Origin of the sequence: Empedobacter falsenii (assembly GCF_019308355.1) — a bacterium.
Taxonomy (GTDB): domain Bacteria; phylum Bacteroidota; class Bacteroidia; order Flavobacteriales; family Weeksellaceae; genus Empedobacter; species Empedobacter falsenii_B.
This window is the reverse complement of record NZ_JAAGKM010000006.1, coordinates 19,810-37,482: the sequence shown is the minus strand read 5'-3', so window position 1 is coordinate 37,482 and position 17,673 is coordinate 19,810. Positions and strand designations below refer to the sequence as shown.

Sequence of the window (17,673 nt, the reverse complement as noted above, 5' to 3'; positions counted from 1 at the left end):
AATTAGATTATTTTTATAAAGTAGAAATAAAAAAACTCCCATCAAAAAATTTGATGGGAGTTTATATTTCTAACTTGTTTGTTCTTGATTAATGAGCTGATGCTCTATCCTTTGATCGATTTCTTTAAAGAATCCGAAACCTTTTAAGATAATGATTAATCCAAAGACTAAAAGACAAATACCAACTCCTTTTCGCACCATAAATACTTTTTGATCGGTAAAACGTTTCTGTAGCTTCCCTGCCAAAAATATTTTACCCAAATCTATTACAAAATAGGTCGTCAAAACAACGCCCATATACAGCATAAAATCGCTTGGATTTGGATATTGAATCATAATTGAAGAGACAATTACAAACCAAAAAACAATGACACCGATATTCAACAAATTCATAATAAATCCATTGATAAACGTTCTCAAATAATTGTTGCTTACAAATCCAGCTTCGCCTTCTATATGTAGCTTTGGTTTAGAGAAATACATGAAAATTCCGTAAATCAATACAAAGAAACCTGCAATGATATAAATGCGGTAAAACTTTGGATGATTGGTCACATAATCTGTAAAATCTTTACTTCCATAATAGGCTGCTGCAATACATAAAATATCAGCTGCAATAACCCCTAAATCTAGGACTACAGCGGTTTTCCAACTTCTACGCAAACTGGTTTCAATAAGTAAGAAAAATACAGGTCCAATAAGAATTGTACTTAACAAAAAACCTATTAGTATGGCCGAAAATATTATTTCCATAACATAATTAAGGTCTGCAAGATAAGTCTAAAATATGAAACTTAAGCATCAACTAATTCAAAATCTAATTGCTTCTTGATTAAATCAGCATTTAAAACTTTGATTCTAACCGGACTTCCTAACTGATATTTAACACGTGTGCGTTTACCTATTAAAGCATGATTTTTTTCGTCAAAAACAAAATGATCACCTTTCATAGCACGAGAACGAATCAAACCTTCGCAACGCGTTTCTGGAATTTCAACAAAGATTCCATAATCTTGTACACCTGTAATAAAAGCATCAAAAGTTTCGCCAACAAATTGCTCCATGTATTTTACTTGCATATATTTTATTGACTCTCGCTCTGCTTCTGCAGCAATTTTTTCGCGAGATGAACAATGTTTTGCTTTATCTTCGTAAACAGCCGCTGCAGGAGATTTTTTACCATCTAAATAATCTTGCAACAAACGGTGCGCAATCATATCTGGATAACGACGAATCGGCGATGTAAAATGCGTGTAATAATCGAACGCTAAACCGTAATGTCCTATATTCTCTGTTGTATATTTTGCTTTCGCCATTGTTCGCATTGCCAAAGTTTCAACCATATTTTCTTCTGGTTTTCCTTTCACTTCTGCTAACAACTTATTCATAGAATTGATAGTTGTTTTACGATCTCCAATCTCTAATTCATACCCAAATTGGCGAATAAAATTCTTTAAGTCTAATAATTTATCTGGATTTGGATCATCGTGAACACGATAAATATAAGTGTTCGCATTCTCTTTTCCATGTTTATCTAAACTAATGAATTCAGAAACTTTTTTGTTACATAATAACATGAATTCTTCAATCAATTTATTCGAATCTTTCGAAATTTTGAAGAAAATTCCTTGCGGATTATGCGTTTGATCTAAATCGAATTTTACTTCAACTTTATCAAAATTAACCGCTCCATATTTCATACGCTTTTGACGCATTGTTTTTGCTAAACGATCTAAAGTCAAAATTTCATCTTTAAAATCTCCATCTTTTCCTTCGATAATTTCTTGCGCTTCTTCATAAGTAAAACGTCTGTCCGAATGCGTTACTGTCCGACCAAACCATGTTTTTACAATCTTCGCATTATCATCCATTTCAAAAACTCCCGAAAACGTATATTTATCTTCGTTTGGACGCAAAGAACACGCAACATTCGACAACACTTCTGGCAACATTGGCACTACTCTATCCACCAAATAAACAGAAGTTGCACGCTTGTATGCTTCTTGCTCGATCAACGAACCTGGACGAACATAATGCGTAACATCAGCAATGTGAACACCAATTTCCCAGTTACCGTTCTCTAATTTTCGTATTGATAAAGCATCATCAAAATCTTTTGCATCTTTCGGATCGATTGTAAATGTCGTTATATTTCGCATATCTCTACGACGAGCTGCCTCGGCTTCATCTATCGAAGTATCCAACTGATTTGCTTCTTCTTCAACTTCCTCTGGAAATTGAGCTGGCAAATCGTATTCTAACAAAATTGCATGAATTTCTACATCCGTATCGTCTGGACTACCCAAAACTTGCGTGATTTCACCAAATGGTGAATTAGATCCTTCTGGCCAATTTGTTAATCGAACCACAACTTTTTCTCCTGGTTGAGCATTTTTAATTTTCTCTTTCGGAATAAAGAAATCGTGGTTACCATTTTGCATCGTTACAAAACCAAAATTTCCGTTCTTTCCTAACTCGAAAATTCCTGTAAATTCAGTTTTATTACGCTCGATAATTTCTACAATTTCTCCGTCTGCTCTCGATTGATTGGCATGTTTTTTTGGATAAACATATACGCGAACCGTATCGCCCATTAAAGCATTTCGCGTTTTTCCTTTTTGTACAAAGACATCTTGTTCAAGACCATCAATCATAATATAAGCGCTTCCCGAAGAAGTCAAATCCGCAATCCCAACCATATAATCATTGGTTGCATTGATTTTGTATTTTCCTCTTTCTACTTCAGAAATCTTTTTGTCAGCTAATAAAACATTCAAATTCTTAATCAATAATTCTGTATCAATTCGATTTGTTAGGTTTAAAGCTGCTGCAATTTGTTTATAATTTAAAGGTTTATTCGGATTTTGAAATAAAACTTCGATGATAGACTTCGTAAACTTTGTTATGTTTTTGTCTTTTTTCGCCTTTGTATTTTTAAAATTTCTTCTTGGCATAATTTGTTTTCTGTAAAATCTCTTCTTGTTTTTTCGAGATTTATTTTAAAATAGTTAATAAATAAACATCTTAATTATTTGATTATCAAATTGTTTTTAATAACTATTGATAAGATGTTAATAAACAACATATCCACTGCAAAGGTAATATATCCTTTTTCTAAAATAACAATTTACAGCCAATTCTATGTTACGGAAAGGATAAGATTACTTGTAATGTTTTGATTTATTGCGAAAATTGAGCCAAAAAAGCTATTTTTGCATTGATAATTAATTGAATGAAAACTAAATCATTATACCAGACCTACTTGATTAATCTTGATCGAGCTACGGATCGGCTTGAATTGATGCAAAAAGAATTCGAAAAATGTGAGATTACTTACGAAAGAATTTCTGCTGTAGATGCCAAAACTTTGGATTCGCCAACCTATAAAGTAAAAAATAAATATGACCGAGATTTAGTTCCTGGAGAAATTGGTTGTTATTTGAGTCATGTGAAAACGCTAGAAACTTTTTTGACTTCTGAAAATGATTTTGCTTTGATTATAGAAGATGATGCAATTTTGGTTGATGATTTTAAATCTGCTATCGAAAAAGCCATGAATCAATATAATGAATTTAGAAGTGAAGGATCATTGGGATATTTTGAAGTTATTTAATGGAAAACGAAAACATATAAAAATTGCTGATGTGGATAATAAATACATTATTGGTGCTTGTGGAACAAGTATTCCAATCACAACAATTGCAGCCATTTGGACAAGAAAGGCCGCCGAAAAATTTTTGAATAAAATTAAAATGCCACTACCTATGATTCAACGTCCAATTGATTGTGATTTGCAGCATGCTTGGGAATTTGATTTAAGAATTTACAACCTTCTTCCATCGCTTGTTAAACCAGCTCCAGTAGAAACGCAAATTCAGATTAATCGCAGTTTAAGAAAGTCTAAATTTCCAAAACAAATTCAATACGAATTGAATCGATTATTTCCTAAATATTTCTATTTAATTAATCATTATGGTTTCAAAAAATTCTATGATAGTTTTATTGTGAAGAAAAATGAAAGAATTTCTTAATCAACAATTATTACACTTATTAAGTTACTGAATTAAAATAAATTAACAACCTTTATCAACAGTTATAAACATTGTTAATTTCTATATAAAATACAAAAATAGCAGTTTCAAGACTTTGAAACTGCTTTTTCATTTATAATAATTCGATGCTTTCTTCTTTTAATTTTTCTTTTACTTTTCCGTCCCAAATACTCGCTTGTACTTCGCCAATATGTCGAGATTTCAACATAAACATACACATACGAGATTGTCCAATTCCACCTCCAATTGATTCTGTTAACTGATCATCTAACAACATCGAGTGAAATAATAAATTTTTACGATCCGAAAAATCTCTAATTTCTAATTGTTTGGTCAAAGCTTCTTTATCTACACGAATTCCCATCGAGGATAACTCGAAAGCAGATTCTAAAACAGGGTTCCAAACTAAAATATCACCATTAAGACCTCTAAAACCAGCACTGTTTTCTGTACTCCAATCGTCATAATCAGCAGCACGTGCATCGTGTAATTCTCCATTACTCAATTCTCCTCCAATTCCGTAAATAAAAACAGCTCCAAATTCTTTACAAATTGCATTTTCTCTTTCTTTCGGCGTAAGAGTTGGATATTTCTGTAATAAATCTTCAGACGAAATAAATGTAATTTGTTCTGGTAAAACAGCTTTCAATTGTGGATATTTTGCTTCTACATTTTGCTCCGTTTTTTTAATAACTTCATAAATCGATTTTACTGTCGAAAAAAGATAATCCAATTGGCGATCTTGCGGCACAATTACTTTTTCCCAATCCCATTGATCCACATAAATAGAGTGAATTGGCGAATAATCTTCGTCTGGACGCAAAGCGCGCATATCTGTTATAATTCCTTCGCCTGGCTCAATTTCTAATTCTTTCAAACGAATACGTTTCCATTTTGCCAAAGAATGTACAACTACCGCATTTTTATCATTCAAAGATTTTATAGGGAATTTTACAGGTCTTTCGATACTATTCAAATCATCATTAATACCTGTTCCATCCAAAACTACCAATGGTCCAGAAACTGGAATAATGTTTAATTCTTTTTGTAATCCTTTCGAAAATTCTTCTTTTACAAAAGAGATTGCTTGTTCTCTACGTAATAATGCTCTGCTCATCTTTTTAATCTTTAAATGATTTGTTTTTTTAACTGATGTAAAAGTAGAACAGCTAAAATCAATAAATATACTATTGACTTAAATTGGTTTAAAAATATTTAATTTTAAATATAAAATATTGTTTATACTTAACTATTTAAACTTTATAATAGTTTTAAATTTAATTTTTAAAATAAAAATCGGTAAACTCTAACGAATTGACCGATTTTATATCTTATAATAGATGTATAAAATTATCCGTTGTATGAACAAGCAATTTTATCTACGCGTCCTTGGTGACGACCACCTTCAAATTCTGTTGCTAAAAATGTATTCACAATTTCTTCTGCATATTCATACGCAATAAAGCGTGCAGGTAAAGTTAACACATTTGCATTATTGTGTTGACGAGCTAACTTGGCAATATCCATCATCCAACATAATGCAGCACGAATTCCTTGGTGTTTATTTGCAGTCATTGTAACGCCTTGCGCACTACCACAAATCAAAATTCCGAAATCTGCTTTTCCATCTTCCACAGCTTGTGCCGTTGGGTGTGCAAAATCAGGGTAATCAACACTCGCTGTTGAGAACGTACCAAAATCCTCAACCTCAAATCCTTGACTTGTTAAAAAGGGTACTAATTTCTCCTTATAATCGAACCCAGCATGGTCCGCTCCGATTGCAATTTTCATTTAATTAACAGGTGTTTTTGTTGTTTTTGTTTAAATAATTGTAAATCAAATGTTAAGTAAAAGTAACAACTTGTTAAAAGATGATTGAATAAAACTAATAACTTTTCGAGAGAAAAATTTGGAAATCTGATTCAAAAAATCAATTAGAAATAAATCAATACAAGTCAAGTAAAAGTTTTCATTTTGGCATAAAAGATTTACACACCGTTATGAATAGTTTTCACAAAACTTCTTTTTAACAAAAGTTGTTTATCAACCAAAATGATAAATTGTTGATAGAATATCTAACTCTTTCATTACAAAACAAAATTACAAATAATAGCTTGTTAATTGCTATTAAATAAAATTTATCTCACTTTAGTTATCCACATATTAACAGTGCTAATAATAGTAACATTTTTTTCTTTTTTTAAAATTTAAAAATTAATTAAACTATATATATTATTATGAATTGTTAATAGTTGAAAATTGTATTGAATGATTTTAAGTCTCAAAATGAAAGTTTGATTACTTTTGTGTAGTTCAAAATTTCAAATCAAAATATGAAAACAATCAACGACTACAATTTCGAAAACAAGAAAGCATTGATTCGTGTTGACTTCAATGTTCCGCAAGACGAAAATTTAAATGTGACAGATGATACACGTATTAGAGCTGCAAAACCAACGATCGACAAAATATTGAAAGATGGTGGCGCTGTTGTATTAATGAGTCATTTGGGACGTCCTAAAGGCGAATTCAATGATAAATATTCATTAAAACATATTGCATCAAAAGTTTCAGAAATTCTTGGTGTTGATGTGATCGTTGCGAATGATGTTATTGGCGATGATGCGAAACAAAAAGTTAGTAATCTAAAACCAGGCCAAGTTTTATTATTGGAGAATGTTCGTTTCCATAATGAGGAAGAAGCTGGAGATAAAGACTTTGCAAAATCATTGGCTCAATTTGGAGATATTTATGTGAATGACGCTTTCGGAACAGCACACCGCGCACATGCTTCGACTGCAATTATTGCTGAATTTTTCCCGGGAAATAAATGTTTTGGTTTGTTAATGGAACAAGAATTAACAGCTATTAACAAAGTGTTATCAGACGGAGAAAAACCTGTAACAGCGGTACTTGGAGGAGCTAAAGTATCTTCTAAAATTACGATTATCAACAATATTTTACCCGTTATTGATAACTTGATTATTGGTGGTGGAATGACGTATACATTTGTAAAAGCAAATGGCGGAAATATTGGAAATTCGTTGGTAGAAGATGATAAATTAGATTTAGCGAAAGAAATTTTGGCTGAATGTGAAAAACATAATGTAAAAGTTTATTTACCGGTTGACAATGTAATTGCTGATAATTTCAGTAATGATGCAAATACACAAACAGTTCCTTCGGATCAAATTCCTGATGGATGGATGGGAATGGATGTTGGTGAAGAATCGTCAAAAGTTTTTGCAGATGTAATTAACAATTCGAAAACAATTCTTTGGAATGGTCCTTTAGGTGTTTTTGAAATGTCAAATTTTGCAAAAGGAACTATTGCTTTAGGTGATGCAATTGCTGAAGCTACGGCAAACGGCGCTTTCTCGCTTGTTGGTGGTGGAGATTCTGTTGCTTTCGTAAAACAATTTGGTTACGACGACAAAGTAAGCTACGTTTCTACAGGAGGTGGTGCAATGTTAGAATCGTTGGAAGGTAAAGAATTACCAGGAGTTGTTGCGATTTTAAAATAAGAAAAGGAAAAAAATACTTAAAATAGTAAAAAATTAAGTCGAGCATTTGCTCGACTTTTTTTGTCTTAATTGTTAAGCTGAATTTATTTCAACTTCTCATCTTAATGATTAGGTTCTTCACTTTGCTGTCGTTTCGTTCAGAATGACATTTTTTTTTAGCATCAAATTTTCTGCCATTCCAACGTTAGGAGGAATCTCAATGATTCTAAAATTGTTAATAGTAATCACTTGTTATTTAATAAATTAACTACTTTTCAACTGAGTTATAAAAAGAATGTTTATAGCTTGATTAATTACTCAAATTGTTAATAGTAAACTATTCAATATAAATGAATTAAAAAGTTATGAATAAACTTTATTAAAACTTGTGAATAATGATGATTTTAGAACTAAATTGATTTAATAAAGTTAAAATTGTTAATTATAAAAACTTGATAAATAATGAATTAAAAAGTAATTAAGAAAGTTTATCAAAAATTGTTGAAACTGAAATCTCCCTACAATTAGCCATTTTATTTATAGAAAAGGATTGTTATATTCGTAATGATTTAATAATCAATCTATGAATGAATTTAACCAACGACTAAACGAAGTAGAAAATCATTTGCAGCACAATGATCTTGATTTGGGCTATCGCCGATTAATTGATTGCGTGTTGGATTTGGGTGAGAAATCTTTTTACAAAGAGATTATCTCCTATTCGGATCTTTATTACACCGAAAATTCTACGAACGAAAATAAAATAACGCAGGCTTTACAATTGGTGGAAAAGTTAAAACAAGCTTCTCCTCCTCCCTTTCAGAAAGAAGAAACATTGATATCAACCAACAATGTTGAAAAAGCTTATCATCGTCGAAATTTTAAACTCCATCCCATTACTTTTGATTTGAAATCACGAGAAGTTGTTGGATTAGTTGGAGAGAATGGAAATGGAAAAACGACTTTATTACGTTTAATTTGTGGTGAATTGAAACCAACTTCTGGCGAAATAATTTATCATTTTTCTAAAGCAAAACCGTTTAGTTTTGAGCTGAAAACAAAATTAGTTTATGTGCCGCAACGAATCGAAGTTTTATATGGTTCGTTGATGGAAAATCTGCAATTTACCTTGACATGTTATGATATTTACAACGAAGAAAATAGGTTATTAGCGAATGTTATGTTGGCGCGTTTGGGGCTTTGGCCTTACAAGGATTTGCAATGGCGACAATTGTCGTCTGGTTATAAAATGCGATTCGAGCTCGCGCGAACGTTATTGCGTCGTCCAAAAGTATTGTTGTTAGATGAGCCTTTGGCTAATTTAGATATTTTGGCACAACAAATTATTCTTGAAGATTTGAAATTTTTATCACAATCAATCCGAAATCCTTTTGGTGTTATTTTGAGTTCTCAACAATTGTACGAAGTTGAAAAAGTATCGACAGAAGTTCTCTTTTTAGAGCAAGGAAAGCTTAAAATACAAGGAGATACAAATGATTTGGAAGGTGATTTTACGATTGTTGAAATTGATGTTGAAAATACCAAAGAAGAGTTATTAACAGCTTTATCTAACATCGAAATTAAACAGATAAAATTCAATGGAGGATCATATATCGCATATTTTGATGATGAAATTTCGATGAATATGATTTTGTCTGAAATCGGAAAATCATTATTGAAAGTAAAATACATTCGAGATATTTCGAAATCAAGTCGTCGCTTTTTTGTCAATTAAAACCAACCAACTATGTTCAAAAAAATAAATCAAACTTTAATTACCAAATATCCATTGATTTGGAATCTGAAATTTATTTGGATTTTGTTGACGGTTTTAGTTTTCAACTTGATTGCATTTATCAATGGTTTTTTGTTTTTTACTAAAAAATCTCAACTGCAAGTAACTGGACTTTATGAAGTGTTTTTCAACTCAGGAATTGCAATTTATTACCTATTAATTGGTGACATTATCGGCGTTATTTGGTTGTATTTCTATATAAAAAATAATCGTTTCAAATCAAATTATCCAACCTCAAGAAATTATTTATTCAAAAAATTTTTTGGCCGTTTTCTTCATTATATTTTTGATGTTTTATGTACCAAATTCGTTCAAAACTGGTCTTAAATTTCGTGTTTCAAATTATATAACTGAAGAGCAATATTTGAAAGATATCGATATTATCAATAGAGCGCAAGGTTTTACGTTGCAACCAAATTTTGGGTACGATAATTATTCGAGAAATTTGCCTGTTCCAGCTTTTGATTCGTTGGTTTCGGAAAAAGAAACAAGAGAATTATATGAAAAAAATAAGAGAGAATATTTAAGAAAAAATCCAACATACTCATATGATGCTTTTTTGGATCCGTATTTCAGAAATCCTGAATTTGAAACCTTATTAAGAGATTATTTTCCGGATCGATTTAGTTATTCTAAAATTAATTTTAATCAAACGTATCAACCTCTTAAAAAGAATAATTCATCTACAGATTCATTTCAAGAAGAAATGGACTATCCTACTACAGTAGCTGTAGATTCAACTTATGCTGTTGTCGATTCTGCTGCAGTAACATTAAATTCTGGTGGAAAACCAGATGTTTATTACAACTTAGCAAGTTTGTATAATTATAGTGTTTTGGCTTTTAACAATCCGAAAGATTCTACTTTAAATCATCAATTTTATGATGGACAATGGATTGCTTTGTTGCAAAAAAATGATCGAAAAGTAATTGAAAATTTATTGAATAATTATACCGATTTATTAAAAAAGCAAGAAATTGGGTATCAGTTCAAACATAAAAAGTGGATTGATTATTTGCCTCAATATCCGTATTATTTCATTGATCATAAATTGAATTATATTGATCCTTATCAAACTGTAGATAAAAAACTGAATGATTATATCCACCAAGATAGTTTAAACAAAGTGTATGAAAATATTGAGTTTTCGAAATATAGTTCCACTTGGTTAGAACATATTCAGTACTATTTACTAATCGCTTTAGTTATTACCGTTCTTATTATTACATTCAGATTTAGTTCGTTCAAAGTTTGGTTAATTTCATTGATTGGCGCAGGAATTTTGGCAATTTTAGGAAGCGTTTTCGGAATTTCTATCGATGCAAGTATTGGTTATACACAATTCACACCTTATATTATTTTATTTGTTTTTTAAATTGCATTTATAGTGACTACACTAATTGGCTTACGTTCCAAAAAATATAAAGTTTTGACAGGTGTTAATCTTAATTGGTTTGTTGCGACCAATATTTTTATTGGAATTGTGATGCTTAGTTTTTACACAGATTTGCGTGAAGAAATGTTATATGAAGCAAATAAACATATGAATATTTATGAGTTTAGACAAACAAATAAAGAATTATTGCTGTTACAAGAATTTGCAGAAATTTTTCTTTACATCAATCCAATTTTATATTTAATAAGTTTTTATTTCATCATCAATCTTTACAAAAAATGGCAAGCAATGCCAGAAGAATAAAAAAAGAAAAGCGAGCTAAATCGGCTCGCTTTTCACTTGATAATTGAATGAAAATGAATTTTAAAAACTACTTTAAAAAAAACTTACTTATGAAATGAAATAACACATTGTGTTAATCAATAATAATTTTTAAACTCACACAAATTTTAAAATATTCTTTCAAAATTTAAATTAATAGAGGTTAACCATCAAAATTTGTAGGTTAACCCTAATTTTTATGATTTTATGCACATTTAGACGAAGGTCTATTTCCTTTCGCATCACGTTTTTTGTGCATACTAAATTTATTAGATTTCATACGCTTTTCACGATCTTGTTTGTATTGATTGAACTGATTTTTGTCTAAAATTTTCTCTAATTTAGTATCAAAATCGTTTGTACCTTTTTCTGGTCGAGAGCCTCTTTCTCCTTTTTGAGTAGAATTTTTGTCTCTGTTTGTAAACTCTTTTTTCATGTCAGAATCTCTACTCTCTAACAACGATTTTACTTTTTTCTTTTGAGCAGAACTCAAATTATATTGATCAAATTCTTTCAATTGTTGATCTACAGTTGGGCGTTCTCTTTGCTCTTTTCTATTTCCAGATCGTTCACCTTGTTGTGGTCTTTGTTGAGCAGAAACTGCCATAACCATCATTATATTTGCTAATAAAAATGCTTTTTTCATAATCTATGTTTTTGTTTACAACTAAATGTTAGAATTATATTCTTTTCATTTTTCTTGAAACAAAGTTGCAACACAAAAAAAAGACGTCAAAAATATTGAGGTAAACGAGTGTTAAGTAGCGGTGAAATAAAAGATTTATTAAAATTTTTAACAAAATTGTCAAATTTATTGAATAAAAAAATCCATTCGATAAAGAATGGATTTTGATGTATTTTTTTTGAAAGATTATTTTATTTTTTTCTCTAACATTTTAGAAAAAGTTTTAGCAGTTTTTGCGAATCCTTCTCCAATTCTCGATTCATCACTATAATTATTACCGAATTGAGTTCCTGGAGCTTCTTTATAATTGACAACAAATTTTTTATCTTCAAAATTATTAGAATCAACAATAGAAATAGTAGTAGATACTTTTGCAGCTTGTTTCATTACAAATGCATCCCAACCTGGATAAATCCAATCAACTTTAACAATCATTGTGTAAGGAGCATTTGTAGCGTTTTCAGAGAATGAAATTCCAGTAGATTTTGCACCATATTTAGTTAATAACTCCATAAATTTTGGTTCCCAGATAGACTCTTTTGCACCAGTCCATTTATCATTCCAAATATCTCCATTTCCAGCATTTTTGCCATTTAGATCAACAATCTTTTTTTTAACATATTCTGCTTCTGTAATGCTATCTGCATTAATTTTTAGATTTGAATAGTCAAAAATAACTTTCATTTTAGATTGTCCTTTTAAGAAATCAACAGTACCAGATTTTACTTTCTCTTTTTGAGCATAAATGTTAGAACCGAATACAATAATGATTAATAATAAATAGTTTTTCATAATAGTTTTAATAGATTTCAGTAAAAATATAAATATTATTTGGAAACGTTTATTGTTTATAAATAGTTTGTAAGTCTTGGAAAAATTTTACTGAAAATAATAATCAAAACGTTTGGTACACTACTTTTGTCTTAACAAAGTTTAACAATATTGTATGAAAGTTTTAATTTCTAAATCAATTGTATTTGTTAATTTTAGAGGAAATTTGAATCAATAATATAAACATTAATTTCAACGAAATTTTGGATATACAACAACTAAACCAACAAATAGAAGCAAAAAGCGAAAGCATTGCAAGGTTGACATCGGAAATAAATAAAGCGATTATTGGACAAGAAAAAATGATTGAAAGTCTATTAATCGGATTACTTGGAAATGGACACGTTTTATTAGAAGGTGTTCCTGGATTAGCAAAAACATTGGCGATTAAAACATTATCTGATGCTGTTGATGGATCTTTTTCTCGTATACAATTTACACCAGATTTGTTACCTGCCGATGTTGTGGGAACACTTATTTATAATGTAAAAGAAAACGATTTTAGAATCAAAAAAGGACCAATATTCGCCAATTTTGTTTTAGCTGATGAGATTAACCGTTCGCCTGCAAAAGTACAATCTGCCTTGTTAGAAGCAATGCAAGAGCGTCAAGTAACAATTGGTGATGAAACGTATCCGTTACAAAAACCTTTCTTGGTTTTGGCAACTCAAAATCCAGTGGAACAAGAAGGAACTTATCCTTTGCCAGAAGCGCAAGTTGACCGTTTTATGTTGAAAACTGTAATTACTTATCCGGAATTTGAAGCAGAACGTTTGATTTTAAGAAATTCGATTAATCAATCTTTTCCAAAAATTGAGAAAGTAATTTCTATTCAAGAATTGTTGGATGCGCGCGAAATGGTGAAACAAGTTTATATGGACGAAAAAATTGAAAAATATATTTTGGATATTATTTTCGCAACTCGTTTTCCAGAAAAAGTTGGATTAGAAAAATTGGTTCCAATGATTTCGTTTGGTTCTTCACCTCGTGGATCAATCAATTTGGCACAAGCTTCTAAAGTGTATGCATTTTTACGTAAACGCGCTTATGTTATTCCAGACGATGTACGTGCAATGGCAAAAGATGTGTTGCGTCACCGTATCGGAATTAGCTACGAAGCAGAAGCAGAAAATGTTACGCCAGAAGAAATTATAGACAATATTCTTAATGTTGTTCCAGTTCCTTAAACCACTATTCAAAATCATTTAAACTTTGGATGCAAAAGAAATCATCAAACGTGTAAAACGTATTGAGCTAAAAAGCAAGCGTAAAGCGAGCAACCTTTTTATGGGTGAATATCACAGTTCATTCAAAGGAAGAGGTATGATTTTTAGTGAAATTCGTCCTTATCAATACGGTGATGACGTTCGTAATATCGATTGGAATAAAACGGCTCGATATAGCGAACCTTATGTAAAAGTTTTTGAAGAAGAACGAGAATTAACCATGTTTTTATTGGTTGATGTTTCGAATTCTGAAAACTTTGGAACACGAAAACAAATTAAAATGGAAACGATTGCTGAATTGAGCGCTACATTGGCTTTTTCGGCAATTACCTATAATGATAAAGTTGGTTTGATATTATATTCGGATCAAGTGGAGAAATTTATTCCACCCAAAAAAGGAAAACAACATGTGTTGCGTTTGGTGAGAGAAATTGTTTCGTATGAGCCAAAAAGTAAGAAAACTGATTTAGCAGAGACTTTGGAAACATTTATGAATTTGGTTCGCCGAAAATCAAATGTTTTTATTCTTTCAGATTTTATTGATTCGTCTGATTATGAAAAAGCATTGCGAATCGTGGCAAAAAAACATGATGTGACTGGAATTAGAGTTTATGATGAAAAAGAACAATCTTTTCCAGATGTAGGTTTGGTTCATGTGCAAGATAACGAAACAGGTGAAATCCGCTTGATTGATACTTCATCGAAGAAATTGCGTCAACAATATGCGCAATATTATCGCGATTTAGATCAACGTTATCAATCTATTTTCAAAAAAAATCATTCAGGCGCAATCAGTATTCGTACCGACGAAGATTATGTTCGCCCATTGTTAAACTACTTTAAAAGTCATAAAGCCTAATGAAGAATTTATTGCTTTTAGTAAGTTTTTTTATCCTTCAATTTTCGTTTGCGCAAGAAATTACGCCAAAATTGGATCGCACGACAATCAAAATTGGCGAGCCAATCCAATATGAAGTAAAAATTGATTACAAAGAAGGAGATAAAGTTGTTTTTCCTACGATTTCAGATTCAATTAATCATCACATCGAAGTTTTAGGTCAAAAAATTGACACTGTAAAAACGGATGGAAAATCTGAAATTGTTCAACATTTAGAATTGACTGGATATGATGCAGGGAAATTTAATATTCCATCATTTATCATTCAGAAAAATGGAAAAGATTTAACAACAAAACAACTCGAAATTGATATTCAAGATATTGCAATTGATACAACGAAAAATGCAATTTTCCAGATAAAACCTGTGATGGAAGAAGAATATTCTATTGGAGATTATTGGAATAAATATTGGTTGTACGGCATTATTGCGTTGATTTTATTTATCATCGGAATTGTTTTGGTTGTATTATATGTTCGCGCAAAATCGAAATTATCTGGCAAAGATTCGTACAAAACGCCTTATGACGAAGCGAAAGCAAGTTTAAAAGCGTTGGATGCCAAGAAATATTTGAAACGAGGCGAACAAAAAGAATATTACACGCAATTATCATTTATTGTAAGACGATATTTAGGACGTATTTATAACTTTTCTGCATTAGAAATTTTGTCGGATGATTTAGTAAAATATGTTGCGACAAAACCAGATGTTTTACCAGAAGATGTACAGAAATTTAAACAATTTTTGTTCGATGCTGATTTGGTAAAATTCGCCAAACAAGAATTTGATGAACCAACAAATATTTCGCATCGAAATTGGGTAGATGAATTTGTAGATCGTGTAAAACCATTAGAAATTCCGGAGAACGAAGATTTGAAAAAAGATCAAGTGACGGGAGAAAAATATAAACAGTTTAATAACAATTAGGAATGCTAAATTTTGAGTTTCAAAATCCTTGGATCTTACTCTTATTGCTTGCTTTGCCTTTCTTTATTTTCAGAGAAATTCGCAAAACGAGCCAGAAAAAAGCATCCTTAAAATTACCTTCGCTCAAAGCATTTGGAGGTGCAAAAAGTTCGTTAGCGACGTACAAACCACTTTTATTTTTGATGCGAATTATCGCAATGGCTTTGTGCATTGTTGCCTTGGCTCGTCCACGTTATGTAGATGTTACAACAAAAGTAAAATCGGACGAAGGAGTTGATATTTTATTGACTGTAGATACTTCGTTGAGTATGTTAGCACGCGATTTGAAACCAGATCGTTTAACAGCGTTAAAAGAAGTTGCAAAAGACTTTTCAATTGGAAGAAAAACGGACAGAGTTGGTTTGGTCGAATATTCTGGAGAAGCTTTGACACGTGTTCCATTAACAACAGATCGTGATGTTTTGACGCAAGAAATCGAAATGTTACATTCAGGTAGTTTAGCTGATGGAACAGCAATTGGAGTTGGTTTAGCAACAGCTGTTAATCATCTCAAAAATAGTAAGGCAAAATCTAAAGTAGTTATTTTGATTACAGATGGTGTTGAAAGTGTAAATCCTTCTGGAGATTTAATGTATGTTTCGCCAAGACAAGCTGCTGATATTGCAGCTGAAAAGGGAATTAAAGTATATACAATCGGTATTGGGACAAACGGAATGGCACCTATGCCTTATGGTTACGATATGTTAGGTGATTATGTTTTTGATATGCGTCCTGTACAAATTGATGAAAAATTGTTAGAACAAATTGCTGATAAAACGGGAGGTTTATATTTCCGTGCAACAAACAATGAAAGTTTGAAAAACATTTATAACGAAATTGATAAACTTGAAAAAACAGAGATTAACGAAGTCAAATATTATAATTATACCGAATTGTTTGCACGATTCTTATTGCCTGCATTCATTATTTTGGTATTAGAAGCCATTTTACGAAGAACCGTTTTTAAAGAATTAATCTAATGCAGTGGGGAGAATTACATAATATTTGGTTGATGATTTTATTGTTTGTCGTTATTTTTCTATCGATAACAGTATTTCAATGGCGCGAACGTGTAAAGAAAACATTTGCAGATAAAGAACTGTTTCCATTTGTTTTTCCAATCACTTCTTCAAAGCGTTATGGTTTCAAAATCATTGCATTTTGTGTGGCTTTATTTTTAATGGTAATTGCATTGATGGATCCACTTTATGGTGAACGAGATGTGCAAGTAAAGCGCGAAGGAATTGATATGGTTTTCTTGTTAGATTTATCAAGTTCGATGAATGCACAAGATGTTGCTCCTTCGCGATTAGAAAAAGCAACAAAATTAATTACAGAAACATTACATCAATTAGGAGGAGATAGAGCTTCTTTGGTTGCGTTTGCAGCGAATGCTTACACGATTTCTCCATTGACAAATGATTATGCTGCAATCGAAAGTTATTTGCAAAATGTTAATACTGAGTTAATTTCGAGTCAAGGAACAAATTACTTAAATGCGATTCAGGAAGCTGCAAAAACATTCAAAGGATCGGCGAATACAAGTAGATTAATTGTGTTAATTTCGGATGGAGAAGACAACGAAAATACAGTTAATCAAGCTTCTAAAATAGCAAAAGATAACGGAATTCATATTGTATCAGTTGGTGTTGGAACAGATAAAGGAGCTCCAATTCCGATGTATTACAATGGCTACGCCGAAGACTATAAAAAGGACGAAACAGGTTCTATAGTTATTACAAAATTAGAAGATAAAAATCTTCGCAAATTGGCACAAGATACAAACGGAACTTACATTCATTTGGATAATACGCAAGATGCATTATCCGCATTATCAATGTATAAAGCCCGATTAGATAAAAACGAAATTGCTAACTCTACAACAAGAGATATGAATCATATTTATCAGTGGTTTTTAGCGGTTGCGGTTTGTTTACTTTTTGTGGAATTATTAACATCTGAATATAAGATTTTTAACAAAAAGAAATAGTAAGTTTGTAT

At 31.0% G+C, this 17,673-nt stretch carries 18 protein-coding genes; 12 read left to right on the top strand and 6 right to left on the bottom strand.

The annotated features are described in order from the left end of the window. Window positions 1-69 precede the first annotated feature (69 nt). The gene (locus tag G0Q09_RS04350) at window positions 70-753 is read right to left on the bottom strand and encodes a LysE family translocator (RefSeq protein ID WP_219034087.1); all 684 of its coding nucleotides are present in this window, start codon (window positions 751-753) and stop codon (window positions 70-72) included. A 41-nt stretch (window positions 754-794) separates the two neighbouring features. After that, window positions 795-2,954 carry a ribonuclease R gene (gene rnr / locus G0Q09_RS04345; RefSeq protein ID WP_219034086.1) on the bottom strand — a complete coding sequence of 720 codons (2,160 nt, stop codon included), beginning with the start codon at window positions 2,952-2,954 and terminating at the stop codon, window positions 795-797. A gap of 278 nt (window positions 2,955-3,232) precedes the next feature. Here rnr and G0Q09_RS04340 point away from each other — a divergent pair, with 278 nt between their 5' ends. Together G0Q09_RS04340 and G0Q09_RS04335 are read left to right on the top strand one after the other, a co-directional pair. Then, a complete protein-coding gene (locus tag G0Q09_RS04340; RefSeq protein ID WP_219034085.1) occupies window positions 3,233-3,613 on the top strand; it encodes a glycosyltransferase family 25 protein in 381 nt (126 codons plus the stop codon). Next, window positions 3,567-4,031: a glycosyltransferase family protein gene (locus G0Q09_RS04335; protein WP_219034084.1), complete on the top strand. Its 465-nt coding sequence runs from the start codon at window positions 3,567-3,569 to the stop codon at window positions 4,029-4,031. The genes G0Q09_RS04340 and G0Q09_RS04335 overlap by 47 nt, the downstream gene beginning before the upstream one ends. Before the next feature lie 133 nt (window positions 4,032-4,164). Here the strand turns inward: G0Q09_RS04335 and asnA are convergent, their stop codons facing one another. After that, the gene (gene asnA, locus G0Q09_RS04330) at window positions 4,165-5,169 is read right to left on the bottom strand and encodes an aspartate--ammonia ligase (protein WP_038336194.1); all 1,005 of its coding nucleotides are present in this window, start codon (window positions 5,167-5,169) and stop codon (window positions 4,165-4,167) included. A gap of 233 nt (window positions 5,170-5,402) precedes the next feature. Then, window positions 5,403-5,843 (bottom strand): ribose 5-phosphate isomerase B, encoded by a 441-nt coding sequence (rpiB, locus tag G0Q09_RS04325; protein ID WP_038336192.1) that lies wholly within the window; start codon window positions 5,841-5,843, stop codon window positions 5,403-5,405. Window positions 5,844-6,385: 542 nt separating this feature from the next. Here rpiB and G0Q09_RS04320 point away from each other — a divergent pair. The 5 genes from G0Q09_RS04320 to G0Q09_RS04300 all read left to right on the top strand — a co-directional run bounded on the left by G0Q09_RS04320 (window position 6,386) and on the right by G0Q09_RS04300 (window position 11,049). After that, window positions 6,386-7,576: a phosphoglycerate kinase gene (locus G0Q09_RS04320; RefSeq protein ID WP_219034083.1), complete on the top strand. Its 1,191-nt coding sequence runs from the start codon at window positions 6,386-6,388 to the stop codon at window positions 7,574-7,576. Between the two features lie 562 nt (window positions 7,577-8,138). After that, window positions 8,139-9,290: an ABC transporter ATP-binding protein gene (locus tag G0Q09_RS04315; protein ID WP_219034082.1), complete on the top strand. Its 1,152-nt coding sequence runs from the start codon at window positions 8,139-8,141 to the stop codon at window positions 9,288-9,290. Window positions 9,291-9,302: 12 nt separating this feature from the next. After that, window positions 9,303-9,677: a hypothetical protein gene (locus G0Q09_RS04310; RefSeq protein ID WP_219034081.1), complete on the top strand. Its 375-nt coding sequence runs from the start codon at window positions 9,303-9,305 to the stop codon at window positions 9,675-9,677. Then, window positions 9,640-10,725 (top strand): hypothetical protein, encoded by a 1,086-nt coding sequence (locus tag G0Q09_RS04305; protein ID WP_219034080.1) that lies wholly within the window; start codon window positions 9,640-9,642, stop codon window positions 10,723-10,725. Before G0Q09_RS04310 ends, G0Q09_RS04305 begins: the two co-directional genes overlap by 38 nt. Window positions 10,726-10,737: 12 nt before the next feature. Further along, window positions 10,738-11,049 (top strand): hypothetical protein, encoded by a 312-nt coding sequence (locus G0Q09_RS04300; RefSeq protein WP_219034079.1) that lies wholly within the window; start codon window positions 10,738-10,740, stop codon window positions 11,047-11,049. Window positions 11,050-11,272: 223 nt separating this feature from the next. Here G0Q09_RS04300 and G0Q09_RS04295 read toward each other — a convergent pair whose 3' ends face one another. Together G0Q09_RS04295 and G0Q09_RS04290 are read right to left on the bottom strand one after the other, a co-directional pair. Beyond that, entirely contained in the window at window positions 11,273-11,713 is a 441-nt protein-coding gene (locus G0Q09_RS04295) for a hypothetical protein (protein ID WP_219034078.1), read from the bottom strand. Between the two features lie 225 nt (window positions 11,714-11,938). Further along, complete coding sequence (locus G0Q09_RS04290; protein WP_257468056.1) at window positions 11,939-12,544, bottom strand: hypothetical protein; 606 nt, start codon at window positions 12,542-12,544, stop codon at window positions 11,939-11,941. Between the two features lie 224 nt (window positions 12,545-12,768). Between G0Q09_RS04290 and G0Q09_RS04285 the strand changes: the two genes are divergently transcribed. From G0Q09_RS04285 to G0Q09_RS04265, 5 genes are read left to right on the top strand one after another with little or no spacing between them, the layout of a single operon-like run. Next, window positions 12,769-13,770, top strand: a complete 1,002-nt coding sequence (locus G0Q09_RS04285) for an AAA family ATPase (RefSeq protein WP_038336178.1) — start codon at window positions 12,769-12,771, stop codon at window positions 13,768-13,770. 25 nt (window positions 13,771-13,795) lie between these two features. Beyond that, window positions 13,796-14,668: a DUF58 domain-containing protein gene (locus G0Q09_RS04280; protein ID WP_125350567.1), complete on the top strand. Its 873-nt coding sequence runs from the start codon at window positions 13,796-13,798 to the stop codon at window positions 14,666-14,668. Continuing rightward, a complete protein-coding gene (locus tag G0Q09_RS04275) occupies window positions 14,668-15,633 on the top strand; it encodes a BatD family protein (protein ID WP_219034077.1) in 966 nt (321 codons plus the stop codon). The genes G0Q09_RS04280 and G0Q09_RS04275 overlap by 1 nt, the downstream gene beginning before the upstream one ends. A 2-nt stretch (window positions 15,634-15,635) precedes the next feature. After that, on the top strand, window positions 15,636-16,652 hold the full coding sequence (locus G0Q09_RS04270; protein WP_219034076.1) for a vWA domain-containing protein: 1,017 nt from the start codon (window positions 15,636-15,638) through the stop codon (window positions 16,650-16,652). Continuing rightward, complete coding sequence (locus tag G0Q09_RS04265; RefSeq protein ID WP_219034075.1) at window positions 16,652-17,662, top strand: vWA domain-containing protein; 1,011 nt, start codon at window positions 16,652-16,654, stop codon at window positions 17,660-17,662. The genes G0Q09_RS04270 and G0Q09_RS04265 overlap by 1 nt, the downstream gene beginning before the upstream one ends. The last annotated feature ends 11 nt before the right edge of the window (window positions 17,663-17,673 follow it).

Bases quoted from the DNA above. Each gene is read 5' to 3' on its own strand.
- G0Q09_RS04350 (WP_219034087.1), bottom strand. From the start codon at position 753: ATGGAAATAATATTTTCGGCCATACTAATAGGTTTTTTGTTAAGTACA.
- rnr (WP_219034086.1), bottom strand. From the start codon at position 2,954: ATGCCAAGAAGAAATTTTAAAAATACAAAGGCGAAAAAAGACAAAAAC.
- G0Q09_RS04340 (WP_219034085.1), top strand. From the start codon at position 3,233: ATGAAAACTAAATCATTATACCAGACCTACTTGATTAATCTTGATCGA.
- G0Q09_RS04335 (WP_219034084.1), top strand. From the start codon at position 3,567: ATGAATTTAGAAGTGAAGGATCATTGGGATATTTTGAAGTTATTTAAT.
- asnA (WP_038336194.1), bottom strand. From the start codon at position 5,169: ATGAGCAGAGCATTATTACGTAGAGAACAAGCAATCTCTTTTGTAAAA.
- rpiB (WP_038336192.1), bottom strand. From the start codon at position 5,843: ATGAAAATTGCAATCGGAGCGGACCATGCTGGGTTCGATTATAAGGAG.
- G0Q09_RS04320 (WP_219034083.1), top strand. From the start codon at position 6,386: ATGAAAACAATCAACGACTACAATTTCGAAAACAAGAAAGCATTGATT.
- G0Q09_RS04315 (WP_219034082.1), top strand. From the start codon at position 8,139: ATGAATGAATTTAACCAACGACTAAACGAAGTAGAAAATCATTTGCAG.
- G0Q09_RS04310 (WP_219034081.1), top strand. From the start codon at position 9,303: ATGTTCAAAAAAATAAATCAAACTTTAATTACCAAATATCCATTGATT.
- G0Q09_RS04305 (WP_219034080.1), top strand. From the start codon at position 9,640: ATGTTTTATGTACCAAATTCGTTCAAAACTGGTCTTAAATTTCGTGTT.
- G0Q09_RS04295 (WP_219034078.1), bottom strand. From the start codon at position 11,713: ATGAAAAAAGCATTTTTATTAGCAAATATAATGATGGTTATGGCAGTT.
- G0Q09_RS04290 (WP_257468056.1), bottom strand. From the start codon at position 12,544: ATGAAAAACTATTTATTATTAATCATTATTGTATTCGGTTCTAACATT.
- G0Q09_RS04275 (WP_219034077.1), top strand. From the start codon at position 14,668: ATGAAGAATTTATTGCTTTTAGTAAGTTTTTTTATCCTTCAATTTTCG.
- G0Q09_RS04270 (WP_219034076.1), top strand. From the start codon at position 15,636: ATGCTAAATTTTGAGTTTCAAAATCCTTGGATCTTACTCTTATTGCTT.
- G0Q09_RS04265 (WP_219034075.1), top strand. From the start codon at position 16,652: ATGCAGTGGGGAGAATTACATAATATTTGGTTGATGATTTTATTGTTT.